Origin of the sequence: Actinomadura sp. 7K534, assembly GCF_004348575.1 — a bacterium.
Classification (GTDB): domain Bacteria; phylum Actinomycetota; class Actinomycetes; order Streptosporangiales; family Streptosporangiaceae; genus Spirillospora; species Spirillospora livida.
The window spans coordinates 14,013-36,763 of record NZ_SMKB01000051.1 but is presented as its reverse complement, the minus strand read 5'-3'; the positions used below and the strand labels follow the sequence as shown (position 1 = coordinate 36,763).

The window sequence follows — 22,751 nt, the reverse complement described above, 5'->3', positions numbered from 1 at the left end:
GGCCGCCGCGCGCTCCATCAGCGCCACCGCCTCGGCGGCGTGGTGCACCCTGGCCGGGTCGTTGAGGTCGAGGTGGAGCGAGCCGACGGCCAGCCGCGCCCCGTCCGCCTCCACCACGGCCGCTGCCAGCCCGCGCGCCTCCAGCCCGAGGAAGACCCGCAGCGCGTGGCTCTCGGCCCGCAGGACGCGCACGCGGGGGCCGACGAGCACCGCCACGCCGCCCAGCCGGCCGGGGGAAGTCCTGCGCGGCGGCGGCTGGCGGCCCTGGCGGCTCATCGGCCGGCGCCGGGGGCCGCCGCGGCGGGGCTCATCGGGGTCCACAGCCGGGCAGACTACTGCCCGCGGGCCGGTGACACGCCCGGGGACCGGCGGATCACTGCCGCGCCCCCGTGTCGGCGGCCAGGTCGAGGCGCCCGTACAGGAAGTCGGCGGCGCCCTCGATGACCAGGCTCACGTCGATCAGCTCGTTCAGCGAGGCGGGCTGCTCCCCGCCAGCGCGCTCCACCCAGGTGATCACGGCGTAGTGGCCGTAGGTCTTGGCGTAGGCGGCGCTGAACCCGGAGCCGAACGCGGGCACGTCCTTCACGTTCAGGGGCTTCACCCAGCCGGCGCCGGTCTCGGTCTGCAGGTCGCGCAGGATCTGGTTGACGCCGTCCGCGCTCTTCATGTTGATCACGAAGAACTGGCCGACGTGCTTCTTGTCGCCGCTCACATACGCGGACCGGACGATCTGCGTGCAGCCGAACTTGTCGAGGTCGCCCTGGAGGCGGCCGCCCCACACCGCGGCCTTGCAGTCCTTGGTGAGCTCCGACCCGGCGAGCTTGAAGGAGAACTTGCCCGACTGCAGGTCCTTGGCGGACGACGCCTCGCCCTCGGTGATCTCGCGGCTGTCGGCGGACCTGTCGGCGATCTGCTGGAAGCCCTCGCCGTTGAAGTCGGGCGTGAAGGCCGTCGGCACCAGCGGCTTGTCGGCCGGCGCCTCGTCCCCGCCGGTGAACATCAGCACGGCGACGACCGCGACCACCACCGCGACGAGCGCGGCGGCCGCGCCGTACAGCGGTTTCGGGCCGGGGAGCTTGCGGCCGGGCTTGTCCGTCGGCCAGAAGTCCCGGCCGCGGCCCTTGCCCGGGGCCTGTGCAGAACCTGAGTCACGAGCCTCGATCACGCCCCGGAGCTTAGCGGTACGGCCGGCCCACGCGGGACAGAACGGGCGTTTTATCCAGTTCGCTCGGGCGTCAGATGCCGCTCGTGCCGATCAGCGCGCCGACCGCGTAGGTGATCCCGGCCGCCGCGGCGCCGAACAGCAGCTGCCGCAGCCCGCCGAACCACCAGGGCCGGGTGGTGATCCCGGCCACCAGCGCACCGGCGCCGAACAGCCCGGCGGCCGCGACGATCGCCGCGGGCCACAGCGTGGCGGCGCCCAGCAGGTAGGGCAGCACCGGCAGCATCGCGCCGACCGCGAACGACAGGAACGACGAGCCCGCCGCCAGCGTCGGGGACGGCAGGTCGCCCGGCGTCACCCCGAGCTCCTCGCGGGTGTGGACCTCCAGCGCCTCGTCCGGATCCCGGGACAGCTGCCGCGCGACCTCCGCGGCGGTCTCCGGGTCCACGCCGCGCGCCTCGAAGACCCCGGCCAGCTCCCGCTCCTCGGCCACCGGGTGCCGGGCCAGTTCCAGCCGCTCGACCTCGATCTCCGCCTCGGCCAGCTCCGACTGGGACGCGACCGAGATGTACTCCCCCGCCGCCATCGAGAAGGCTCCCGCGGCCAGGCCCGCCAGCCCCGCCAGCAGGACGACGTTCTGGTTCGCCTGCCCGCCGGCCACGCCCGCGATCAGCGCGAAGTTGGAGACCAGGCCGTCCATGGCGCCGAACACCGCCGGCCGCAGCCAGCCGCCGGTGACGTCACGGTGCCGGTGGTGCTGCTCCGGCTTCGCACCGGCCTCCCCGCTGGTCATGTCGCGCCCACCGAAAGCCCTCCGCCGACCGCTACTTCCCGTCCTTGACGGGCTCCCCGTCCTCTACCCGCCCGGCGTCGCCCGCACCGTCCTTGGCGGCGCCGTCCTTGGCGGCGCCGTCCTTGGCCTCCTCGGCCTCGTCGTCGACGGACGCCGGGCTCTCCTCGTCGTCGGCGGCCTCGCCGCCCTCGGGCTTCTCGGGGCCGGGGCTCTCCGGCTCGTCCTCGGAGCCGGGCTCGTCCTTCGCCCGGGATTCCGCGCCGCCCGCCGCGGACTCCGGCTCCTCGCCGGTGACCGGCTCGTCCTTCGGCGCGTCCTTCTTCTCCCCGGCGGGGCCGGCGGGATCGGACGGGCCGTCCGCGGGGCCGCCGACGTTCTCCGGGCCCGTGCGGTTCCTGGCCTGGTACAGGTAGGCGACCGCGGCGAGGAAGAGGATGACCGACGTCCAGGCGTTGAGGCGCAGCCCGAGGATGTGGTGGGCCTCGTCGATGCGGAGCGTCTCGATCCAGGCCCGTCCCAGCGTGTAGGCGGCGACGTAGAGCGCGAACGCGCGGCCGTGGGTGAGCTTGAAGCGCCGGTCGGCCCAGATGACGAGGACCGCGACGCCGATGCACCACAGCGACTCGTACAGGAACGTCGGGTGGTAGGTGGCGACGTCGGCGTACCGGGGGTCGAGGCCGGGGCCGCCCTCCAGCATCGGCCGGTGGTCCTCGTCGATCTTCAAGGCCCAGAACGTGTCGAGCGGGCGCCCGTAAAGCTCCTGGTTCCAGTAGTTGCCCCAGCGGCCGATGGCCTGCGCGAGGGCGATCCCCGGCGCGACCGCGTCGGCCAGCGGGAAGATGGAGATCCCGCGGCGGCGGCAGCCGATGAGCGCGCCGACCGCGCCGAACGCGATGGCGCCCCAGATGCCGAGGCCGCCCTGCCAGATCTCCAGCGCCCGGGCGGGGTCGCCGTCCTCACCGAAGTAGAGCTGGTAGTCGGTGAGGACGTGGTAGATCCGCCCGCCGACGAGGCCGAACGGCACCGCCCAGACCGCGACGTCGATGATCACGCCGGGGGTGCCGCCCTTGGCGGCCCAGCGCCGCTCGCCCAGCCAGACCGCGGCGACGATGCCGAGGATGATCATGATGGCGTAGGCGCGGATCGGGACGGGTCCGATGTGCCAGATGCCCTGCGAGGGGCTCGGGATGTAGGCGAGCGGCTGCATGACCGATGACGTTACCGCCTCTGGGTCGCCGCGCGCGCCACCTCTAGGAGGGTGCCCCCGCGGAGCCGTCCGCCGCGCCGCCGGCGTTCCCGCCCGACCGCGTGCCGCGGGTGGCGGGGGCGTCGCCGCCGCCCGCCGCCGCGACGGCCTTCCGCAGGTCCTCCGGGGAGCCGAGGGCGTCGGCGCCGGCCTTCGCGCCGTTCAGCGCGACGTACGGGGTCGCGTCGACGCCCGCCCGCCCGGCCGCGGTGCTCGCCTTCTCGACCAGGTCGATCTGCTGGTTCTGGTTGACGCAGGCGGCGAACGCCGGGTCGGTGACGCCGAGGTCTGCGCCCCACTCGATCAGGCGCTTCGGGGCGAAGCCGGTGTCGCCCTCGGCGGGCTGCTCGGCGAACAGCTTGTCGTGGTACGGGATCCACTTGCCGACGGGGACGCAGGCGGCGGCGTTCGCGGCCCGCCGCGAGTTGGACATCAGCGGGTCCTGCTGGAAGAGCTGGAACGGCCGGTACACGACCCTGGCCTTGCCCTCCGCGGCGAGCTGCTTGAACGTGCCGCCGAGGCGCCGCTCCAGCGTCGCGCAGGCCGGGCACTGGAAGTCCTCGTAGATGTCGATGACCGGGGCGGTGACACCCGGCTGCGCCATCGCGACCGCGCCGTTCTCCAGCCGCGTCGTCGGCGCCAGCGGGCCGGTGTAGTCGTTCAGCGGCTCGTCCCCACCGTCGCGGGACACCGCCACGACGGTCACGGCCACGACGGCCGCCGCGACGGCGACGGCGCCCAGGACGACCACCAGCAGCCGCTGCCGGCGCCGCCGGGCCGCGGCCCGCGCCCGGTCCTCCCTGAGCCGCCGGCGCGCGCCCGACGGCCCCCTGTCCTGCTCGCTCATCGATCCCCCGCTAGGTGACTGTGCGTGTCCGTACGAACGACGAGCGTAGCGGGGATGGGCGGCCGGGGGCCGGGAAAGCGCCGCGCCGCGCCGTCCCGGCGGGGACGGCGCGGCGCTCGGCGGCGTGTGCGGCCCTAACGTGCGGAGCCGGTGCTCACTTGCCCGCGGCGGCGGCCGCGTCGATCGTGGCCCGGAGGGCGGCGGGGTTCATGAACTGGGTCGAGTCCATCTCCCTGCCGTCCAGGAAGACCGTGGGCGTGCCCTGGACGCCGCGCTCCTGCAGCGCGTAGTTGGTCATCGCGTCGACCTGCGCCTTCTTCTGCTCCTCGCGCACGCACTTCTCGAAGTTCGGGTCGGTGACGCCGATGTCCTTGCCCCACTTCACGAGGTCGTCGGGCGAGAAGCCCTTCGAGCCCTCGGCGGGCTGGAAGCGGAAGAGCGCCTCGTGGTAGGAGATCCACTTGTCGGCCGGGACGCACAGCGCCGCCTCGGCCGCGCGCAGCGAGTTGATCCGGATCGGGTCCTTCTGCTGGCCGAACAGGTGGAACGGCCGGTAGACGACCTTGACCTTGCCCTGTTCCGCCAGTTCCAGGACGGTCTGCCCGGTGGCGTCCTCGAACTGCTTGCAGACCGGGCACTGGAAGTCCTCGAAGATCTCCAGGACCGGCTTCTCCACCCCCGGCTGCGCCATCACGATGGAGCCGTCGTCCTGCCGGGTGAGCGGGGCGACCGCGCCCTGGTGGACCTCGGCGCGGCCCTGCTTGCGCTGGTGGTCGACGATCAGGACGGTGCCCACCACGACGACGGCCACGGCGACCACCGAGCCGAGGACGATGGCGAGCAGCCGCCGCTGCCGCTGCCGCGCGTCCTGCCGCTTGCGCTCGGCGGCCAGGCGCTCTCTGGCGGACCGCTCTCGTGCGGCCTTGCTCATTGGTTCTCCTATGGGTGGGAGCCGCGCCGCCACCCTGGGGCGCGGTCACGGTGAGGTTAGTCGACCTGACCGATTCGCCGGAATTCGTCGATCAGGACGAGCACGAACAGCAAGACGGTGATCACGTGCACCCCGGTGCACCACAGGCAGATCTTGTGCAGGAGCGCCAGTTCCACGGTGACGAGGTAGACGACGAACAGCACGCCGACCGCGGTGGCGGCCACCCGTCCCCACCGCAGCGGCGCCCAGGACGACCGCAGCGCCCACGGCGTGATGAGCGCGGCGAACGCGACGAAGAACGCCAGCCCCAGCAGCGGCATGGGGATCCCGAGCAGCGTGGAGTACTCGCTGGTCGTGACCGCGTGGCAGTCCACGGTCTGGGAGGCCGAGCACACCAGCGCGCCCTCGTCGTAGTGCGTCACCGTGAGGTACACGGAGATCCCGAACCCGGCGACCGTCAGCAGCCAGGCCGGGATGAGGAACCATGCGGGAGGGAGCGAGGGCGTCGCCGTGTCGGCCCGGTCTTCCGCCGTCATCTCTTGCGTCATCGTGAACCTTCCAAGGACCGCCTCACCCGGCGAACACACCCTACGGGAGAGCGGGGGCGCCACGACACGAACCTTGCGGCGCCCCCGGGGTTTTCCACGGTTCCGCGGAACGCGCTCCGCGTAGGTGCGCGGCGGAGGGCGGGGATGCGGCGGGCGCGGGTCAGCGCCCGGCGCGGACGCCCTCGGCCAGTTCCGCGGTGAGCTCGCGGACGCCCGCGAGCCCGGACGCGAGGTCGGGCGCGTCCAGCAGCCGGCGGATGAACGCCGAACCGACGATGACGCCGTCGGCGAACCCGGCGACCTCGGCGGCCTGCGCGCCGTTGCCGACGCCGAGCCCCAGCCCGACCGGCAGGCTCGTCCCGCCCTTGTCGATGATCTCGCGGGTGCGCTCCACCAGCCGCGGGGCGCCGGTGTCGACGGCGGAGCGGGCGCCGGTGACGCCCATCAGCGACGCCGCGTACACGAACCCGCGGCACACCCCCGTGATCTTCTCGATGCGCTCGTCGGTGGAGCTGAGCGCGACGAGGAACACCCGGTCCAGGCCGTGGGTGTCGGACGCCTCCAGCCAGGCGCCGCCCTCCTCGGGCGTGAGGTCCGGGGTGATGAGCCCGGCGCCGCCGGCGGAGGCCAGGTCGCGGGCGAACGCGTCGACGCCGTAGTGGTCGACGGGGTTCCAGTACGTCATGACGAGGGTGGGGACGCCGGCGGCGGCGACGGCCTCGACCGTCCGGAACACGTCGGCGACGCGGATGCCGCCGACGAGGGCCTGGTGGACGGCGTCCTGGATGGTGGGCCCGTCCATCATCGGGTCGCTGTAGGGCAGCCCGATCTCGATGACGTCGCAGCCCGCGTCGACCATCGTCCGCGCGGTCTCGACGGCGCCCTCGTAGGTGGGGAACCCGGCGGGCAGGTAGCCCACGAGCGCGGCCCGGCCCTCGGCCCGGGCCTTGTCGTAGGCGGTCTGGACGCTCACTTTCCCTCTCCCTCGGGCATCAGGCCGAAGAAGCCGGCGGCCGTGTGCATGTCCTTGTCGCCGCGGCCCGACAGGCACACGACGATCGTCGCGTCCCGGCCGAGCTCCCGGCCGAGTCCGGGGCCGATCTTCAGCGCGCCGGCGAGCGCGTGCGCGGACTCGATCGCCGGGATGATGCCCTCGCTGCGGCACAGCAGCGAGAACGCCTCCATCGCCTCGGCGTCGGTGACCTCGCGGTACTCGGCGCGGCCGGAGTCGCGCAGCCAGGAGTGCTCGGGCCCGACGCCGGGGTAGTCGAGGCCGGCGGAGATCGAGTGGGTCTCCAGCGTCTGCCCGTCGCCGTCCTGCAGCAGGTAGGTCCGCATGCCGTGGATGACGCCGAGCGAGCCGCCGACCAGCGTCGCGGCGTGCCGGCCGCTGGCCACGCCGTCGCCGCCCGCCTCGAACCCGTACAGCCGGACGGACTCGTCGGGGACGAAGGCGTGGAAGGCGCCGATCGCGTTGGAGCCGCCGCCCACGCAGGCGGCGACGGCGTCGGGGAGGGCGCCGGTCAGCTCCAGGCACTGCCGCCTGGCCTCCACCCCGATGACGCGCTGGAAGTCGCGGACCATCATCGGGAACGGGTGCGGGCCCATGACGGAGCCGATGCAGTAGTGGGTGTCGTCGACGGTCGCGACCCAGTCGCGGAACGCCTCGTTGCAGGCGTCCTTGAGGGTGCGGCTGCCGGTCCGCACCGGGACGACCTCGGCGCCGAGCATCCGCATCCGGGCGACGTTGAGGGCCTGCCGCTCGGTGTCGACCTCGCCCATGTAGACGGTGCAGGTCAGGCCGAGCAGCGCCGCGGCGGTGGCGGTGGCGACGCCGTGCTGGCCGGCGCCCGTCTCGGCGATGACCCGGGTCTTGCCCATCCGCCGGGTGAGCAGCGCCTGCCCCAGCACGTTGTTGATCTTGTGGGAGCCGGTGTGGTTGAGGTCCTCGCGCTTGAGCAGCACCCGGGCGCCGGCGTGCTCGGAGAAGCGCTCGGCGTCCGCCAGCAGGCTCGGGCGGCCCGCGTAGTTCGCGAGGAGGCCGTCCAGCTCGGCGGTGAACGAGGGGTCCTGCTTGGCGGTCTCGAACTCGCGGGTCAGCTCGTCCAGCGCCGCCATGAGCGCCTCGGGCGCGAACCGCCCGCCGAACGCTCCGAAGTGGCCCGTCGCGTCGGGCACGGCACCGCGCGCGGTGTCGATGGTCATGAGAAAACGCGTCCTGTCATGGGAGAAGGGGCTTGCCGGCGTCAGTGCTTCACCGGGCCCGCCATCGCTCCCGCAGCGGCTCCACCAGCATGCCCGTACCCTATCCGGTCCGCGTCCCCGGGACCGTCAGCCGCTCTGCCGCAGCGCGGGGTGGGCGCCGGCGGCGACGAGGTCGGCGACCGCGGCGCGCGGGTCCCTGCCGATCACCAGGCTCTCCCCCACCAGCACGGCGTCGGCGCCGCTGGAGGCGTAGGCGAGCAGGTCGTGCGGGCCCCGCACCCCGGACTCGGCGATCTTCACGACGTCCTTCGGCAGCCGCGGCGCGACCCGCGCGAACGTGCCGCGGTCGACGTGCAGCGTCCGCAGGTCGCGGGCGTTCACGCCGATGACCTTGGCGCCGGCCCGCACGGCGCGCTCCGCCTCCTCCTCGGTGTGCACCTCGACGAGCGGGACCAGCCCGATCGACTCGGCCCGCTCGACCAGCGACACCAGGGCGTCCTGCTCCAGCGCGGCGACGATCAGCAGCGCCATGTCGGCGCCGTTCGCCCGCGCCTCCCACAGCTGGTAGGAGGTGACGATGAAGTCCTTGCGCAGCACGCAGACGTCGACGTTGGCGCGGACCTCGGCGAGGTCCTCCAGGCTGCCGCCGAAGCGGCGCCGCTCGGTCAGCACGCTGATCACCTTGGCGCCGCCGGCCTCGTAGTCGCGGGCCAGCGCCGCGGGGTCGGCGATCGCGGCGAGCGCGCCCTTGGACGGGCTGCTGCGCTTGACCTCGGCGATCACCGAGACGCCCGGTCCGCGGAGCGCGGCGAGCGCGTCCCGCGGGGCCGGGGCCTCCGCCGCCTTGTCCTTCAGGGCGTCGATCGGGACCTCTCGCTGCCTTTCGGCGAGATCGGCCCGGACGCCCTCGATGATCTCGTCCAAAACGCTCAAGGTCGCAGGCCCCCTATTTCAGGTCGTTCCGTGCACCGATCGTAGCCGGAGCGTCGTTTTTCCGGAGGGTCGGCCCCCGCAACCCGGCGGCCGTGCGGCGACCCGAATCCTCCAGGGCGTCCGTCAGGGCGCCAGGGCCTGCGCGAACGGCAGGTTGCGCAGAACCCAGTACACCGCGACGACACCGGCGAACGAGTAGGCCACCACCGGCCTGAACAGAACGGACCGCATCGGCATGCCCCGCACGCCCAGCACGGTCCACCGCACGTACAGGTAGCCGAGGACCGGCAGCAGGACGAAGAACAGCGGGTTGAGCCCGAACGCGGTGCCGACGTCCCAGTGCGCGAGCGCGTGGACGAGCCGCGTCATACCGCATCCCGGGCAGTAGAACCCGGTCAGGGCCAGGAACGGACATCCCGGGTAGAGCCCCGCCTCGTTGGGGTCGCGGAACGCCACCAGCAGTGTCCCGGCGACGGCCGCGCCCAGCACCGCGGCCTGCGGCACCAGCCTCCGCGGCAACGTGCGCGAGCGCGGATCCTCGTGCGCGTGGACGGGCACCCGGGTCATGCGTCCAGCCTAATGCGGCCCCGGGCCGGGGAGATCAGGCCCCGGGCCGGGGAGATCAGGCGTCCAGGACGTAGCCGACGCCCCGCACGGTCCTGATCGGGTTGCCCTCGCCGAGCTTGGCGCGGAGCTGGGCGACGTGGACGTCGACGGTGCGGCTTCCGGCGCCGGCGCCCGGCCCCCAGGCGGCGTCGAGGAGCTGCTCGCGGGTGTAGACGCGGCCGGGGTTGCCCATCAGGAACTCGAGGAGGTCGAACTCGGTGCCGGTGAGGGTGACGCGGCGGTCGCCGACGACGGCGGTGCGGCCGCGGGGGTCGAGGGCGAGCGCGCCGGCGCGCAGCGGGGCGGGCGTCCCGGCGGGGGCACCGCTGCGCAGGGCCTCGGCGACGGCGCCGACGAGGACGCGGGGAGCGAACGGCCGGTCGATCCGGTGCTCGCCGAGGGCGCGGGCGATGGCGGGGTCCAGGGCGGCGCCGGTGACCGCGATGACGGGGGCGGGCCGCGCCGCCTCCGCCACCCGCCGGTACAGGTCGGCGGGCAGCGCCGACGCGGACAGGTCCAGCACGACCACGTCGGGGCGGGAGCGCCCGGCGGCCATGGGCGCGCGGGCGGGGTCGGGCTCGATCTCGACGTCGAAGCCCTCGCGGGCGAGGTAGCGGCGCTGCAGCTCCGCGACGGCGGGGTCGTGCTCGGCCACCAGGACGAGCCCGCCGCCGTCGGTGTTCACGGCCGGCCGTCCGTCCGGGCGGTGGGGTCCTCACCGCGGTCGAGGGACTTCCACATGGCGGACGGGTCCTGCTCCCCCGGCTCCTGCCCGGTCTCCTCCCCCGCGTCGGCGGCGGCTCCGCGCGGGGCCGCGCGCTCGTAGCGGGCGGACATGCCGGGCCACCGCCGGCCGCGGACGGCGGTGACGAGGCCGGCGGCGGCGAGCAGCACGCCGCCGGTGACCGAGACCATCCACCACAGGTTGACGTCCATCGCCGGGTCGGTGCCGAGGGACATGAGGGCGCTCTTGTCGCCGGCGGCGGACAGCACGTTCGGGCGCTGGACCGCGGCGGCCGAGGCGTAGGCGATGCCGGCGCCGAACAGGGCGAGGAGGGCGCCGACGGCCGCGCGGGCGCGGCCGCGGGTCGCGAACAGCGCGGCCAGGCCGGCCAGGCCCGCCCAGCCGAGGGCGCCCGCGGCGCCGCCGAGGTCGCCGCCGGTGAGGCTCTGGGTGAGCGGGGTGATCGCGTCCTCGGCCCGGACGACGGCCCAGGTGCGCCCGGCCGCGAGGAGCGCCAGGCCCGCCCCGGCGGCGCACAGCAGCGCCGTCAGGCCCCGTTCGCGCCCGGGGGTCATCCGCCGCGCCCGGCGGTCATGACGCCGCGGCGGGTCGTTCCCCGACCACGGCGGGAAGGACGTCGGCGTCCCAGCAGGTGCGGTCGCCGGTGTGGCAGGCGGCGCCGACCTGGTCGACCTTCACCAGGACCGCGTCGGCGTCGCAGTCCAGCGCGACCGACTTGACCCACTGCTGGTGGCCGGAGCTCTCGCCCTTCACCCAGTACTCCTGGCGGCTGCGCGACCAGTAGGTGCAGCGGCCGGTGGTGAGGGTGCGGTGGAGGGCCTCGTCGTCCATCCAGCCGAGCATGAGCACTTCGCCGGTGTCGTACTGCTGGGCGATGGCGGGCACGAGCCCGTTCGGGTCGCGCTTCAGCCGGTCGGCGATCTTGGGGTCCAGATTGGACGGTCGAGGAGCGGACATGCGAGCGAGTTTATTGCAGTCCCCCGGCGGCCGGGCGCAGGGGCGCGACCGGGGCGCGCGGGGACTCCGCCCACGAAAGGGCCCGCCCCCCGGGCGGGAGGCGGGCCCAGACGTACGACTATCGGGTGTTACAGGGGGACGACCTGGTCAGCCTGCGGACCCCGGTTACCCTGCGTCACCTCGAACTGGACGCGCTGGTTCTCGTCCAGCGTGCGGTAGCCGGAGCTCTGGATAGCCGAGTAGTGCACGAAGACGTCCGGCCCGCCGCCGTCGACGGCGATGAATCCGAAGCCCTTCTCGGCGTTGAACCACTTCACGGTGCCCTGCTGGGGCATGTCTTTCTCCTTGCGGCAAAACCTGGGCCCACACCTCGCGGGCCCGTGCGGTCGCTGCGGTACGCCCTCGCCCCCGGTACGGTCCCGGAAAAGCCAAAACGCCCGCTGCCATCAGTCCGCGGGCGTCTGGACGAACGATCGAGAACCACGACTGCAACCGACCGCTCCACCGTATCACCGCTTCCGCCTAAAACGGAGGAGCTGCAAGGTTCGCGATTCTCCCGCGGGCGAACCCTGCCGTTACCTGCCCGTTAAAGACTCCAACCGGTCTCGGTCAGGGCCTTGACAGCGCCGGTGTCGCCGGTGACGCGCACTCTCGCGACGTCCCGGCGGCCCAGCGCCCACAGCACCAGTTCGCCGACGGGGCCGTGCACGCGCACGCCTCCGGAGGCCGCTCCCCGGGCGGAGCGGCCGCGTCCGGACACCCGGAGGCTCCGGCCGTCCGGCTGGACGAGCGTTACCTCCACGTGAACTTTTCTTAGGACAAGGCGGGCAATTCTTATCCTCCGCCAGAGCAGTTCCTCGAGTTCCGGTGAGATGTCCCGCGGCTCCCAGTCGGGACGTGCGCGCAGGACGTCCTCATGATGAACAAAGAACTCGACACCGTTGGCGATTTTGTCAACGCCGGGAAGCGCGTACGGCGAGGTCTTCGGCGGCCCCTCCCGAAACCGTTCCACCAGCCGGTCGAACGGGACGGCGCGGGCCGTCCGGCGCCGGACGCGCTCGGTGTAGCCGGAAAGCGGCGGCAGGAGGATGCCGGGCGCCGCGTCCGGCCGGCGCTCGCGGACGACGAGGTGGGCGGTGAGGTCGCGGGCGTCCCAGCCGGCGCACTTCGTGGCCGCGTCCGGCCCCGCCTCCGCCAGGGCCGCGGCGAGCAGCAGGCGCTCGCGGCGGACGGGATCGGCGCTGGAGGAGGGATCGGGAGCTGCGGGGGCCTGGCCGTCCTCGGGCGTGCTCATCGCCCGATCGTAGAACGCGACGGAAATGCCGGGAATAAGCGGGGGGTACCGGATGGTAGGCATATCCAGGCCCGCCTTGCCCCCGGAGCCCCGTTCACGAGGGGCGGTCCACGGGCCGCCGCCGTGATCGAGGAGTCGCCGTGCCACCTGCGTCGAGACGCGTCAGCCCGCATGTCCTGCGGGAGGGGATGGGCGTCCTGTGGGTGGCGGTGAAGGCCGAGCCGCGCGTCTTCACGCTGTCGGTGCTCGCCAGCGCGCTGTACGCGGCGATGACCGTGGCGTCCGCGCAGGTGCTCGGCTGGGCGACCCAGGAGGTGGTGCTGCCCGCGTTCGAGTCGGGGGACACGACGGCCGGCGCGCTGGCCGCCGCGGCCGCGGCGATCACCGGGGTGGCGCTGCTGAAGGCGATCGGCGTGGCGGGGCGCCGCTTCTACGCGGGCCTCATGCAGTACCGGCTGCAGGCCGAGTACCGGCGCTCGGTGACCCGGCAGTACCTGCGGCTCCCGCTGGCCTGGCACCACCGGCACCCGGCGGGGCAGCTGCTGTCCAACGCCAACGCCGACGTGGAGGCGGTTTGGGCGCCGATCGCGCCGCTGCCGATGGCGGTCGGCGTCGTGTTCATGCTGCTGATCGCGGCGGTGTCGATCCTGGCCACCGACCTGGTCGTCGCCGGCGTCGGGTTCCTGGTCTTCCCCGCGATCGCGCTGATCAACGTGGTGTACCAGCGGCGGCTGTCGCCGGTCGCGACCCGCGCGCAGCAGCTGCGCGCCGAGGTCAGCGAGGTCGCGCACGAGAGCTTCGAGGGCGGCCTGGTGGTCAAGACCCTCGGCCGGGAGGCCGCGGAGACCGCGCGGTTCACCGAGGGCGCGGAGGAGCTGCGGGACGCCAACGTGGCGGTCGGCAGGATCCGCGGGCTGTTCGACCCGGTGCTGGAGGCGCTGCCCAACCTGGGCGTCCTCGCCGTCCTGCTGATCGGCTCGGTGCGCCTGGAGTCGGGGGCGATGTCGCCGGGCGACCTGGTGAACGTCGCGTACCTGTTCACGCTGCTGTCGTGGCCGATCCGGGCGCTGGGCTGGGTGCTGGGCGAGGTGCCGCGCAGCGTCGTCGGCTGGCGGCGGGTCAGGGGCGTCCTGGACGCGTCCGGGTCCCTCCCTTACGGGGACGGCTCGCTGAACGGCTCCGGCGGGACCGGCGCGACCGGGCTGGAGGTCCGGGAGGTCCGCTTCGCCTACGAGTCCGCCGGGGAGAGCGCGGACGGCGCCGGGCGGCCCGTCCTGCACGACGTGTCGTTCGCCACCGCCCCGGGCCGGACGATCGCGGTCGTCGGCCCCACGGGCTCGGGCAAGTCGACGCTCACCTCGCTGCTCGTCCGCCTCGTCGACCCGGCGGACGGGTCGGTGCTCCTCGACGGCACCGACCTGCGCGAGGTGCGGCAGGGCGGGATCGCGGAGACGGCGGCGCTCGTCCCCCAGCAGACGTTCCTGTTCGACGACACCGTCCGCGGCAACGTGACGCTCGGCCTGGACGTCCCCGACGAGCGGGTCTGGGAGGCGCTGCGCCTCGCGCAGGCCGAAGGGTTCGTCGCGGCGCTCTCCGACGGCCTCGACACGAGGGTGGGCGAGCGCGGGGCGACGCTGTCGGGCGGGCAGCGGCAGCGGCTCGCGCTGGCTCGGGCGCTGGTGCGGCGGCCCCGGCTGCTCGTCCTGGACGACGCCACGTCCAGCGTGGACCCGCAGGTGGAGGCCCGCATCCTGCAGAACCTGCGGGAGGTGCGGGCCGGCGAGGAGGCCGGCGGGGCGACCGTCGTGGTCGTCGCCTACCGCAAGGCCACGATCTCGCTGGCCGACGAGGTCGTCTACATGGAGCACGGCCGCGTCATCGCGCGCGGCACGCACGCCGGGCTGCTGGAGCGCTCGGAGGGCTACCGCAACCTCGTCAACGCCTACGAGCGGGCCGAGGCGGAGCAGGAGGCCCTAGAGGGCGGCGAGGAGGCACTGGCGTGACGACGGTGGACACGGCGAAGACGGCGGACGGCACGGGCCTGAGCGGGTCCGCGGCGACCGAGGGCGCGCTCAGCACGCTCAAGCGCGGCATCATGCTGAGCCCGGAGTTCCGGGCGGGCCTGGCCGGGACGCTGCTGCTCGCGCTGCTGTCGACGGCGGGCCGCGTGGTGGTGCCGGTCGCCGTCCAGCAGACGATCGACAAGGGCATCGGCAACCCCGGCGGCCCGGACATCGCCTTCATCCGGACGGCGGTCCTGGTGTGCGCGGTGGCGGTGGTGGTGACGGCCGTGTGCGCGTACCTGATGAACGTCCGGCTGTACAAGGCGTCCGAGGGCGGGCTGGCGGGCCTGCGGATCAAGGCGTTCCGGCACGTGCACGACCTGTCGATGCTCACCCAGAGCGGGGAGCGGCGGGGCTCGCTGGTGTCGCGGGTGACGAGCGACGTCGACCAGATCAGCCAGTTCATGCAGTCCGGCGGGCTGATGTTCCTCATCTCGATCGGCCAGCTGTTCGTGGCGAGCGTGCTGATGCTCGTCTACTCGTGGCAGCTGGCCCTGCTGGTCTGGGCGTCGTTCCTGCCGCTGGCGTTCGCGCTGCGCCTCTTCCAGCGGGTCCTGTCGCGGGCGTACATGCTGGTCCGGGAGCGGACGGCCGACATGCTGGCGGCGGTCAGCGAGTCGGTCGTCGGCGCCGCGGTGATCCGCGCGTACGCCTCGGAGAAGCGCACGGGCCGCCGCGTGGAGCGGACCGTGGAGGCCCACCGCGACGCGCAGACCCGCGCCCAGGCGATGGTCGCGCTCACCTTCCCGGTGAGCGAGCTGGTCGCCGCCGTCGCCACCGCCGCCGTCGTCATCGCCGGGACGCTGCTCGGCATCGCCGGCCGGGTGTCGGCGGGCGAGCTCATCGCGTTCCTGTTCCTGGTCACCCTGTTCGTCAGCCCGATGCAGGCGGCCACCGAGGTGTTCAACCAGGCGCAGAACGCCATCGCGGGGTGGCGGCGGGTCCTCGGGGTGCTGGACACCGTCCCGGACGTCGCCGACCCGGGCGACGACGGCGAGACGCTCCCCCGCGGCCCGATCGAGGTGCGGTTCGAGGACGTGGGGTTCGCCTACCCGGGCGGGCCTCCCGTCCTGCACGACGTCAACGTGGACATCACACCCCGCAGCCGCGTCGCGATCGTCGGGCAGACGGGCTCCGGCAAGACGACGTTCGCCAAGCTCCTCACCCGGCTCATGGACCCGGTGTCCGGCCGCATCCTCGTGGACGGCGTCCCGCTCGACCGGGTCCGCTTCTCCTCGCTGCGCGAGCGGATCGTCATGGTGCCGCAGGACGGCTTCCTCTTCGACGCGTCCCTGGCGGACAACATCCGCTACGGGCGCCCGGACGCCTCCGACGACGACCTCGTCCTGGCCCTGACCGAACTGGGCCTCGCCGACTGGCTGGACGGGCTCCCGTCGGGCCTGGACACACCGGTCGGCCAGCGCGGCGAGTCGCTGTCGGCGGGCGAGCGCCAGCTGGTCGCGCTGGCCCGCGCCTACATCGCCGACCCGGACCTCCTGGTCCTGGACGAGGCGACCTCCGCCGTGGACCCGGCCACCGAGGTCCGCATCCAGCGGGCCCTGGACGGCGCGACCCGCGGCCGCACCGCGATCGCCATCGCCCACCGCCTCTCCACAGCCGAGGCCGCAGACGAGGTCATAGTCTTCGAGGCGGGCCGCATAGTCCAACGCGGTCCCCACAAGGACCTGGTGACCCGACCAGGCGTCTACGCCGACCTACACACCTCCTGGAGAGCCCAGAGAACCCTGTGACAACGCGACCGATAAAGACTTGCCCGGTATCTGGTCTCGTGCGCATTCTGCTGGGGTGAGCAACGGAGTCGTGTTGGAATCGGCGGACACGCTGCACGGTCAGCTGCAGCGGGGTCTCGGGAGGGCCGCGCGGCGCGCGGCGGACAGGCGGGGCGCGGGCGAGTTCGTCTACGACTGCGTCCGGCGGGATCCGCGGTGGGACCACCAGTGCGAGTCGCGGCGGCTGTACTACGCCCGGTTGATGGTCGATCTGGAGATGCCGGCGGGGCCGGTGGCGGCGCATCTGTTCGATCCGTCCGATCTGCTGGACGGGGACGACTGGCGGGTGGATCTGGCGCTGGGGGTGCTGGCGGACCTGGTGCGGCTGAGCCGGCGGGAGGCGGCGGTGCCGCTGCGGCGGTACGCCGAGGAGGGCGCGCACTGGTTCGACGCGGTCGAGGAGCTGATCGTGCTCGGGGACCCGTCGCTGACGGCCGGGCTGGAGGACTCGGTCGCCGCCCGGTGCGACGACGCCGATCTGGAGATGCTGATTCCGGCGCAGCCGAACCCGGTGATCGAGACGTGGGCGGCGCGGCAGCCGCGGATCGCCGATGCCCTGACGCGCCGGCGGGAGGCCGGGAGGGCGGTGCGCAGGACGGTGGTCACGGCGTCCGGCCGGGAGCGGCGGAGCGAGGAGGAGTTGCTGGAGGTCGCGCGGGGCCGGGGCGAGGGCGCCCTCGCGGCGATCTTCGAGCTGGGCCGGCGGCGGACGCTGGCGCTGCTCGACCTCGCGGAGGAGCTGCTGCCGCGCGAGGGGCAGGACCCGGGGCCGAGCAGGTTCGGCAGTGCGGTGCGGCGGGCTTTGCGGGAGTACGGGCCGGAGACGCTGCCGCGGGCGCGGGTGTGGGCGGCCGAACGCGGCGGGCGCGCGGAGCTGGGGTTGAGCATCCTCGCGCGCTACGGCACGCGGCAGGACGTCCCGCTGCTGATGGACGAGCTGCGCACGTCCCTCGAAGGGCGCGAGTGGCGGGCCGTCGCGAATCCGGTGGTGGGGCTCGGCCGGCTGCGCGCCGGTGAGGCCGTCCCGTTGCTGAAGGCCGTTTGGACCGAGTCCCCCTACGCCTATTTGAGACCGCGAATACTGACCGCGTTGACACGGACCGCCCCGCACACGGCGGAGGCCTACACCATCGAGGGGCTCTGGGACTGCGAGGAAGGGGCGCGGCAGGAGGCCGCGCGATCGGTGCCGCTGACGCGTGAGACGCGGATCCGGTTGCAGCGGCTGCACCACGATCCCGCCGAGGAGACCGATGTCCGCACCGCCGCGGGGACGCGCCTGATGACCTGAGACTTCGGTGAACCCGGCGGGCCCGGCGCGCGTATACACCTGCTGAATCGCGCGTACACCCCGGAGGAAGCGATGAGTCCCCGACACCATCTCGTCCCGAAGAAGCAGGCCCTGCTGTGCGCAGCGGCGGCGCTGGCGCTGCCGCTGGCGGCCGGTTGCGGCGGCTCCGGCGACTCGAAGAAGCCGGAGCCGGCCAGCCTGCAGGAGCTCGCGGAGCAGACGAACTGCTCGGTCACCGGCAAGCGCAAGGTGGCCGACATGGAGCAGGGGAACTGCAAGAACGACCTGGGCCGCTACGTCCTGGTCAGCTTCTCCTCCGACAAGAAGATGAACACCTGGCTGGAGGAGGCCAAGCCCTGGGGCGGCGCGTACCTGGTGGGGGCGAGCTGGATCGTGGTGAGCGAGCAGAAGACGCTGGAGACGATCCGCAAGGACCTCGGCGGGAAGATCGTCCACGGTGACGACCACAGCTGGGGCGACGGGAACGGCGGACACGGGAACGGCGGGAACGGGAGCGGCGGCGGTCACGGGGGCGGCGAGCACGGCGGCTGAGCCCCGCTGACCAGCAGGACCCCCCAGCGTTCCAGGGCGGGGCCGGTGCGCGCCAGGACGCGCCGCGCGGCCAGGCCGCGGCCGATCGTGCCCGGGTGCAGCAGCGGGTGCCCGGGGCCGTCGACGACGATCCGGACGGCGGCGACCGGCCGGGCGCCGGCCCGCGCGGCGACCAGCGCGGACTCCATGTCCGCGACCCGCGCGCCCTGCGCGGCCAGGGCGGCCCGCTCCCGGCCGCGGACGATGCGCGTGGTGGTGACCAGCGGCCCCACCTGGACGCTGAGGCCGTCTCTGATGAGCTCCTCGGCGAGCAGGCGCGGCGCGCTGCACGGCACCGGCCGGGTGTCCGGCCCGGTGCCGCGGATCTCGTCGGCGACGAGCACGTCGCCCGGCCGCAGCCGCTCGTCGAGCGCGCCGCCGAAGCCGACCGTGACCAGGGCGGCGCAGTCGTCCGGGAGCCGGTCGGCGCGGCGGGCGCGGTAGCCGACGACCACGACGGGGGTCCGGGCGAGGCCGCGGCGGACGGCGCGGGCCTCCATGCCCAGCGCCGCGCAGACCACCGGCCCGACCACCGGCAGCGACTCCACCGCGTCGTCACTGATCACGGCTCCAGCGAAACACGAAGTCACCCGGAGATCCAGTTGCGTCACCGCGGGGTACCACATCCGTGCCGTGCGAATCCGTCCCGCGGAGGACACCGGCGGGCGGTGCTCCCCATAGACTCGCCATCATGATCTCCACTCCCCTGCGGCGGAAGCTGGCCGTCCTTCCGTTCGTCCTGCTGCCGCTCGGCGCCGCCGCGGCGTGCGGCGGTGAGAACAGCAGCACCGAGTGCGGTGTGAACTCCTGCACGATCACGTTCGACCGCGGCGTCGAGGCGAGCGCGTCCATCCTCGGTGTGAAGGCCGAGCTGGTGGAGGTGCGCGGCCAGCTGGTCACGCTGAAGGTCGCGGGGCAGACCGTGACGGTGCCGGTGGGCGAGGGGGAGCAGTCCGAGGGCTTCGACGTGTCGGTGCAGTCGGTGACCGAGGACCAGGTCGTCGTGAAGATCTCCAACACCGGCGGCGGCTGACCCCCGCTACGATTCGCTCATGCGTTCGATGAGCGTCGCGGAGCGCCGGGCCCGGCTCGGCCTCCGCCACCGGCTGTCCCCCCGCACCAGGACCGACGACCCCGCCGCCGTCGCGCGGTCGCTGGTGGTGCTGCACGCGACCGACCCGGCCACCGTGTTCCTGTCGGTCGCGGCCCGCAGCACCGGTGCCGTCCCTGCGGCGGTGGAGCGGGCGCTGTACGACGACCGGACGCTGCTGCGGATGCTCGCGATGCGCCGGACGATGTTCGTCGCGCCCGTCGAGCTGGTCCCGGTGCTGCAGGCGTCCACGGCGAACGCCCTGGCCGCCAAGCAGCGCGCGACCTATGCCCGGATCATCGAGCGCGGCAGCGACATCACCGACGCGCCCGCCTGGTTCGCGGCGGCGGAGGAGGCCGCGCACCGGGCGCTGCTGGCGCGCGGCGAGGCGACGGGCGCGCAGCTCAGCGCGGACGAGCCGCTGCTGCGCACGCAGGTCGACCCGGCGCCCGGCAAGTCGTACTCCAAGCCCACGAACGTCACCACGTGGATCCTGGTCACGCTCGGCTGCGAGGGGCGCATCGTCCGCGGGCGCCCGAACGGGACGTGGGCCAGCAGCCAGTACCGGTGGTCGCCCGTCGAGACCTGGCTGCCCGGCGGCATCGAGGAGGTCCCGGCCGGCGCCGCCCGCGCCGAGCTGGTGCGCCGCTGGCTGCGCGCGTTCGGGCCCGCGCCCGTCGCCGACCTGAAGTGGTGGACGGGCTGGAACGCCGGCGACGTCCGGAAGGCGCTCGCGCTCCTCGACGTGACCGAGGTCGACCTCGGCGGCGCCACCGGCGTGGTGCTGTCCGACGACCTGGAGCCCGAGCCGGTGCCCGAGCCGTGGGCCGCGCTGCTGCCCGCCCTCGACGCGACACCGATGGGCTGGCGCGAGCGGGGCTGGTTCCTCGGCGACCACGGCCCGCGGCTGTTCGACCGCAACGGCAACATCGGCCCGTCCGTCTGGTGGGACGGCCGGATCGTCGGCGGCTGGGCGCAGCGCAGGGACGGCGAGATCGCCGTCCGCGTCCTGGAGGACGTCGGGGCCGACGCCGAGGCGGCGGTCGAACGGGAGGCCGCGCGCATGGCGGCCTGGTACGGCGACGTCCGCGCGACGCCCCGCTTCCGCACACCGCTGGAACGGGAGCTCACGTCCTGACGCGGCCGGCCGGTCCCGCCCGCGGGCTCAGCGGGCGGGACGGCCGGTGAGGACGGCCGCCCTGCGCTTCGCGCCGCCGCGGCGGACGATGGTGATGACGAACGCGACGACCGCGAACAGGGCGAGGCCGACCGCCGCGAAGAAGGCGAATCCGAGGTAGGCGTTGACGGTGTCGTCCGGCGTGACGAGCAGCGGGCCCTCGGTGCCGCCGCAGCGGAGCGTCGCCGTCCCGGTCACGGGCGACTCGAACGTGGCGGTGTAGCGGTAGGCGGGGCGCTCCGTGGCGCTCCAGGCGTTCTGCCTGGTCAGCTGGATGTGGCCCGACCGGCCCTCCATCTCCACCGAGCACGCGAACGGGGAGGACTGGCCGGTCCGCACGTAGATGAAGTAGCCGTGCCCGTCGGAGAGCTGGACCTGCACGCCGGAGGCGGGGTCGCCGCTCGCGGACGGGCCGTCGGCGACGCGTGAGTCGTCCCACAGCAGCCCGAACACCGCGACGCATCCCGCGACCGCCACGAGCAGCACCAGGACCGGCAGGGCGTACCAGCCCGCACTCGGCCGGATGGGCGTCGCCTGCGCCCAGGGCGGCCCGGCCTGGCCCCGCCCGGGGGGCGGCGGTCCCATCGGCGGGTTCGGCCCGGGCCACATCGGTTTCCCTCCCTGCCGGTTGCGCGAAAACGTAACGATCTCAGACAAGTTCCCACCGCCGCCAGGTATCTCCTTTGTAAGGGGCCACGGATCGCCCCGTTCGGGCGCGTCACTAATGGGGCATCGGCATGTCCGGCGGCGGCGCTCGCATTCGTCCGGACCGGCTACCTTACTAACTAGTAGCAAAGCGACGGCATCATGGAGATCAGGCGTTCGGGAGGCGGCATGGCCCCGTGGGACCGACTGCCCGCGCCGCCTATCCGGCTCCGGCGCGGACTCGCCCCCTACACCGTCGAGCGGGACATACCGGTCGCCATGCCGGACGGCGTGACGCTCTTCGCCGACCGGTACGTCCCGGCCGGCGTCGCCCGCCCGCCCACGATCCTGGTGCGCACCCCCTACGGCCGCCGCGGTCCGGCCGCGCTCGCCAACGGCCTGCTGCTCGTCCCCTTCGGTTTCCAGCTGGTGGTGCAGAGCGCGCGCGGGACCTTCGGGTCCGGCGGCGAGTTCGACCCGCTCGGCAGCGAGCACGCCGACGGGCTCGCCACCGTGGAGTGGCTGAAGCGGCAGCCGTGGTTCCACGGCACGTTCGCCACCTACGGCGCCAGCTACCTCGGCTACTCCGCCTGGGCGGTCGCCGCCGAGGCGGGCCCCGAGCTGAAGGCGATGTCCCTGCAGATCACCGCGTCCTCGTTCCGGGACGCCGCCTACGTCGGCGGGTCGTTCGCGCTGGAGTCCACCCTCACCTGGACCGACCTCACGCAACGGCAGACGCAGCCGCTCGGGATGCTGACCGCGCCGCTGCTGTCCCGCCGCCGCGCCGTGCGCGCCGCCCGCTCCGGCCGCCCCCTCTCCGAGCTGGACGTGCTGACCGGCGGCCGCCCGATGCGCTTCTACCAGGACGTCCTCGCCAACCACGCGGCCGCGGACGGCTACTGGGACACCCGCGACTTCAGCGGGACGGTCGGCACCGTCGAGGCGCCCGTCAACCTCCTCGGCGGCTGGTACGACGTGTTCCTGCCCTGGCAGATCAAGGACTACCTGGCGCTGCGCGCCGCCGGGCAGACCCCGTACCTGACCATCGGCCCCTGGTGGCACACCGACGCCCGGCACGGCCTCCCGGCGCTGCGCGAGTCGCTCGCCTGGTTCCGCGCCCACCTGCTCGGCGACACCTCGGGACTGCGACGCGACCCCGTCCGCGTCTACGTGACGGGCGCGCGGGAGTGGCGGCACTTCGCCGACTGGCCGCCGCCCGGGGCGCGCCAGGTCCGCTGGCACATGCACGCCGGCTGGGGCCTCGGCGAGGACGGCCCGCTGCCCGCCTCCCCGAGCACGTACCGGTTCGACCCGGCCCGCCCGACGCCCGCGCTGGGCGGCCCCACCCTGCTCGGCAGCTCCCGCCCCGTCGACAACCGGCCGCTGGAGCGGCGCCCGGACGTCCTGGTGTTCACCTCACCGCCCCTGGAGGACGACCTCGACGTGATCGGCCCGATCGGCGCCGACCTCTTCGTCCGCTCCGACCGGGCGCACACCGACTTCATCGTCCGGCTCTGCGACGTCGCCCCGGACGGGACGTCCCGCAACGTCTGCGAGGGCGGCCTGCGGCTCCCCTCCCCCGCCGAGAAGCCGGTCGGGACGGACGGCGTCCGGCGCATCGCCGTCGACCTGTGGCCGACCGCCCACCGCTTCGCCCGCGGCCACCGGGTCCGCGTCCACGTCACCAGCGGCGCGCACCCCAAGGTCGCCGCCAACCCCGGCACCGGCGACCCCCTGGCCACCGCAAGCCGGATGGTCAAGGCGGCCCAGGAGCTCTTCCACGACCCGGACCACCCCTCAGCGATCATCCTCAGCGTCCACGGGCGCGGGCCCTAGACGC

General features: G+C 74.0%; 24 protein-coding genes and 1 pseudogene. 7 read left to right on the top strand and 18 right to left on the bottom strand.

Annotation, left to right across the window (positions count from 1 at the left end; genetic code table 11):
* The 16 genes and pseudogenes from E1266_RS13390 to E1266_RS13315 all read right to left on the bottom strand — a co-directional run.
* Nucleotides 1–321: pseudogene (locus E1266_RS13390) on the bottom strand (hypothetical protein); the annotation flags it as partial.
* A 52-nt stretch (nucleotides 322–373) separates the two neighbouring features.
* A complete protein-coding gene (locus E1266_RS13385) occupies nucleotides 374–1,165 on the bottom strand; it encodes a hypothetical protein (RefSeq protein ID WP_132046671.1) in 792 nt (263 codons plus the stop codon).
* Nucleotides 1,166–1,235: 70 nt separating this feature from the next.
* Nucleotides 1,236–1,955, bottom strand: a complete 720-nt coding sequence (locus E1266_RS13380; RefSeq protein ID WP_132046670.1) for a VIT1/CCC1 transporter family protein — start codon at nucleotides 1,953–1,955, stop codon at nucleotides 1,236–1,238.
* A 31-nt stretch (nucleotides 1,956–1,986) separates the two neighbouring features.
* On the bottom strand, nucleotides 1,987–3,162 hold the full coding sequence (gene lgt / locus E1266_RS13375; protein ID WP_132046669.1) for a prolipoprotein diacylglyceryl transferase: 1,176 nt from the start codon (nucleotides 3,160–3,162) through the stop codon (nucleotides 1,987–1,989).
* A gap of 43 nt (nucleotides 3,163–3,205) precedes the next feature.
* Complete coding sequence (locus E1266_RS13370) at nucleotides 3,206–4,048, bottom strand: thioredoxin domain-containing protein (RefSeq protein ID WP_132046668.1); 843 nt, start codon at nucleotides 4,046–4,048, stop codon at nucleotides 3,206–3,208.
* A gap of 154 nt (nucleotides 4,049–4,202) precedes the next feature.
* Nucleotides 4,203–4,979, bottom strand: a complete 777-nt coding sequence (locus tag E1266_RS13365; protein ID WP_132046667.1) for a thioredoxin domain-containing protein — start codon at nucleotides 4,977–4,979, stop codon at nucleotides 4,203–4,205.
* Nucleotides 4,980–5,035: 56 nt separating this feature from the next.
* Complete coding sequence (locus E1266_RS13360) at nucleotides 5,036–5,527, bottom strand: vitamin K epoxide reductase family protein (RefSeq protein ID WP_132046666.1); 492 nt, start codon at nucleotides 5,525–5,527, stop codon at nucleotides 5,036–5,038.
* Nucleotides 5,528–5,687: 160 nt separating this feature from the next.
* Nucleotides 5,688–6,500: a tryptophan synthase subunit alpha gene (gene trpA, locus E1266_RS13355; RefSeq protein ID WP_132046665.1), complete on the bottom strand. Its 813-nt coding sequence runs from the start codon at nucleotides 6,498–6,500 to the stop codon at nucleotides 5,688–5,690.
* Nucleotides 6,497–7,732, bottom strand: coding sequence for a tryptophan synthase subunit beta (gene trpB / locus E1266_RS13350; protein ID WP_132046664.1), 1,236 nt, complete (start codon nucleotides 7,730–7,732; stop codon nucleotides 6,497–6,499). Before trpB ends, trpA begins: the two co-directional genes overlap by 4 nt.
* Before the next feature lie 126 nt (nucleotides 7,733–7,858).
* The gene (gene trpC, locus E1266_RS13345; RefSeq protein WP_132046663.1) at nucleotides 7,859–8,665 is read right to left on the bottom strand and encodes an indole-3-glycerol phosphate synthase TrpC; all 807 of its coding nucleotides are present in this window, start codon (nucleotides 8,663–8,665) and stop codon (nucleotides 7,859–7,861) included.
* A gap of 123 nt (nucleotides 8,666–8,788) precedes the next feature.
* Nucleotides 8,789–9,232 carry a DUF2752 domain-containing protein gene (locus tag E1266_RS13340; protein WP_132046662.1) on the bottom strand — a complete coding sequence of 148 codons (444 nt, stop codon included), beginning with the start codon at nucleotides 9,230–9,232 and terminating at the stop codon, nucleotides 8,789–8,791.
* A gap of 55 nt (nucleotides 9,233–9,287) precedes the next feature.
* Nucleotides 9,288–9,956 carry a response regulator transcription factor gene (locus E1266_RS13335; protein ID WP_132046661.1) on the bottom strand — a complete coding sequence of 223 codons (669 nt, stop codon included), beginning with the start codon at nucleotides 9,954–9,956 and terminating at the stop codon, nucleotides 9,288–9,290.
* Nucleotides 9,953–10,570, bottom strand: a complete 618-nt coding sequence (locus E1266_RS13330; protein ID WP_132046660.1) for a TIGR02234 family membrane protein — start codon at nucleotides 10,568–10,570, stop codon at nucleotides 9,953–9,955. The genes E1266_RS13335 and E1266_RS13330 overlap by 4 nt, the downstream gene beginning before the upstream one ends.
* Nucleotides 10,571–10,586: 16 nt before the next feature.
* The gene (gene hisI, locus E1266_RS13325) at nucleotides 10,587–10,973 is read right to left on the bottom strand and encodes a phosphoribosyl-AMP cyclohydrolase (protein WP_131985054.1); all 387 of its coding nucleotides are present in this window, start codon (nucleotides 10,971–10,973) and stop codon (nucleotides 10,587–10,589) included.
* A gap of 128 nt (nucleotides 10,974–11,101) precedes the next feature.
* The gene (locus tag E1266_RS13320) at nucleotides 11,102–11,308 is read right to left on the bottom strand and encodes a cold-shock protein (RefSeq protein ID WP_018657218.1); all 207 of its coding nucleotides are present in this window, start codon (nucleotides 11,306–11,308) and stop codon (nucleotides 11,102–11,104) included.
* 251 nt (nucleotides 11,309–11,559) lie between these two features.
* A complete protein-coding gene (locus E1266_RS13315; protein WP_132046659.1) occupies nucleotides 11,560–12,267 on the bottom strand; it encodes a TIGR03085 family metal-binding protein in 708 nt (235 codons plus the stop codon).
* A gap of 188 nt (nucleotides 12,268–12,455) precedes the next feature.
* Here E1266_RS13315 and E1266_RS13310 point away from each other — a divergent pair, with 188 nt between their 5' ends.
* The 4 genes from E1266_RS13310 to E1266_RS13295 all read left to right on the top strand — a co-directional run bounded on the left by E1266_RS13310 (nucleotide 12,456) and on the right by E1266_RS13295 (nucleotide 17,960).
* Complete coding sequence (locus E1266_RS13310; protein ID WP_132046675.1) at nucleotides 12,456–14,270, top strand: ABC transporter ATP-binding protein; 1,815 nt, start codon at nucleotides 12,456–12,458, stop codon at nucleotides 14,268–14,270.
* Nucleotides 14,271–14,362: 92 nt separating this feature from the next.
* Nucleotides 14,363–16,081: an ABC transporter ATP-binding protein gene (locus E1266_RS13305; protein ID WP_132046674.1), complete on the top strand. Its 1,719-nt coding sequence runs from the start codon at nucleotides 14,363–14,365 to the stop codon at nucleotides 16,079–16,081.
* A 55-nt stretch (nucleotides 16,082–16,136) separates the two neighbouring features.
* Entirely contained in the window at nucleotides 16,137–17,408 is a 1,272-nt protein-coding gene (locus E1266_RS13300; protein ID WP_243718398.1) for a hypothetical protein, read from the top strand.
* Between the two features lie 72 nt (nucleotides 17,409–17,480).
* The gene (locus E1266_RS13295; RefSeq protein WP_132046658.1) at nucleotides 17,481–17,960 is read left to right on the top strand and encodes a hypothetical protein; all 480 of its coding nucleotides are present in this window, start codon (nucleotides 17,481–17,483) and stop codon (nucleotides 17,958–17,960) included.
* On the opposite strand, the gene E1266_RS13290 is transcribed toward E1266_RS13295, so the two are convergent.
* The gene (locus E1266_RS13290; RefSeq protein ID WP_165966073.1) at nucleotides 17,933–18,565 is read right to left on the bottom strand and encodes a 1-hydroxy-2-methyl-2-butenyl 4-diphosphate reductase; all 633 of its coding nucleotides are present in this window, start codon (nucleotides 18,563–18,565) and stop codon (nucleotides 17,933–17,935) included. The genes E1266_RS13295 and E1266_RS13290 overlap by 28 nt on opposite strands.
* Nucleotides 18,566–18,690: 125 nt before the next feature.
* Here E1266_RS13290 and E1266_RS37980 point away from each other — a divergent pair, with 125 nt between their 5' ends.
* Nucleotides 18,691–19,032, top strand: a complete 342-nt coding sequence (locus E1266_RS37980; RefSeq protein ID WP_165966072.1) for a hypothetical protein — start codon at nucleotides 18,691–18,693, stop codon at nucleotides 19,030–19,032.
* Between the two features lie 19 nt (nucleotides 19,033–19,051).
* A complete protein-coding gene (locus tag E1266_RS13280) occupies nucleotides 19,052–20,227 on the top strand; it encodes a winged helix DNA-binding domain-containing protein (protein WP_132046656.1) in 1,176 nt (391 codons plus the stop codon).
* 27 nt (nucleotides 20,228–20,254) lie between these two features.
* Here the strand turns inward: E1266_RS13280 and E1266_RS13275 are convergent, their stop codons facing one another.
* Nucleotides 20,255–20,875 carry a hypothetical protein gene (locus E1266_RS13275; protein ID WP_132046655.1) on the bottom strand — a complete coding sequence of 207 codons (621 nt, stop codon included), beginning with the start codon at nucleotides 20,873–20,875 and terminating at the stop codon, nucleotides 20,255–20,257.
* 225 nt (nucleotides 20,876–21,100) lie between these two features.
* Between E1266_RS13275 and E1266_RS13270 the strand changes: the two genes are divergently transcribed.
* Nucleotides 21,101–22,747 carry a CocE/NonD family hydrolase gene (locus tag E1266_RS13270; protein ID WP_132046654.1) on the top strand — a complete coding sequence of 549 codons (1,647 nt, stop codon included), beginning with the start codon at nucleotides 21,101–21,103 and terminating at the stop codon, nucleotides 22,745–22,747.
* Nucleotides 22,748–22,751: the final 4 nt, after the last annotated feature.

What these genes read in the sequence shown, in the direction of transcription:
- E1266_RS13360 (WP_132046666.1), bottom strand. Translation starts at nt 5,527, where the DNA reads ATGACGCAAGAGATGACGGCGGAAGACCGGGCCGACACGGCGACGCCC.
- E1266_RS13305 (WP_132046674.1), top strand. Translation starts at nt 14,363, where the DNA reads ATGCTGAGCCCGGAGTTCCGGGCGGGCCTGGCCGGGACGCTGCTGCTC.
- E1266_RS13370 (WP_132046668.1), bottom strand. Translation starts at nt 4,048, where the DNA reads ATGAGCGAGCAGGACAGGGGGCCGTCGGGCGCGCGCCGGCGGCTCAGG.
- hisI (WP_131985054.1), bottom strand. Translation starts at nt 10,973, where the DNA reads ATGTCCGCTCCTCGACCGTCCAATCTGGACCCCAAGATCGCCGACCGG.
- E1266_RS37980 (WP_165966072.1), top strand. Translation starts at nt 18,691, where the DNA reads ATGATCTCCACTCCCCTGCGGCGGAAGCTGGCCGTCCTTCCGTTCGTC.
- E1266_RS13280 (WP_132046656.1), top strand. Translation starts at nt 19,052, where the DNA reads ATGCGTTCGATGAGCGTCGCGGAGCGCCGGGCCCGGCTCGGCCTCCGC.
- E1266_RS13330 (WP_132046660.1), bottom strand. Translation starts at nt 10,570, where the DNA reads ATGACCCCCGGGCGCGAACGGGGCCTGACGGCGCTGCTGTGCGCCGCC.
- E1266_RS13320 (WP_018657218.1), bottom strand. Translation starts at nt 11,308, where the DNA reads ATGCCCCAGCAGGGCACCGTGAAGTGGTTCAACGCCGAGAAGGGCTTC.
- E1266_RS13340 (WP_132046662.1), bottom strand. Translation starts at nt 9,232, where the DNA reads ATGACCCGGGTGCCCGTCCACGCGCACGAGGATCCGCGCTCGCGCACG.
- E1266_RS13365 (WP_132046667.1), bottom strand. Translation starts at nt 4,979, where the DNA reads ATGAGCAAGGCCGCACGAGAGCGGTCCGCCAGAGAGCGCCTGGCCGCC.
- E1266_RS13380 (WP_132046670.1), bottom strand. Translation starts at nt 1,955, where the DNA reads ATGACCAGCGGGGAGGCCGGTGCGAAGCCGGAGCAGCACCACCGGCAC.
- E1266_RS13270 (WP_132046654.1), top strand. Translation starts at nt 21,101, where the DNA reads ATGGCCCCGTGGGACCGACTGCCCGCGCCGCCTATCCGGCTCCGGCGC.
- E1266_RS13295 (WP_132046658.1), top strand. Translation starts at nt 17,481, where the DNA reads ATGAGTCCCCGACACCATCTCGTCCCGAAGAAGCAGGCCCTGCTGTGC.
- E1266_RS13315 (WP_132046659.1), bottom strand. Translation starts at nt 12,267, where the DNA reads ATGAGCACGCCCGAGGACGGCCAGGCCCCCGCAGCTCCCGATCCCTCC.
- lgt (WP_132046669.1), bottom strand. Translation starts at nt 3,162, where the DNA reads ATGCAGCCGCTCGCCTACATCCCGAGCCCCTCGCAGGGCATCTGGCAC.
- E1266_RS13275 (WP_132046655.1), bottom strand. Translation starts at nt 20,875, where the DNA reads ATGTGGCCCGGGCCGAACCCGCCGATGGGACCGCCGCCCCCCGGGCGG.
- E1266_RS13310 (WP_132046675.1), top strand. Translation starts at nt 12,456, where the DNA reads ATGGGCGTCCTGTGGGTGGCGGTGAAGGCCGAGCCGCGCGTCTTCACG.
- trpB (WP_132046664.1), bottom strand. Translation starts at nt 7,732, where the DNA reads ATGACCATCGACACCGCGCGCGGTGCCGTGCCCGACGCGACGGGCCAC.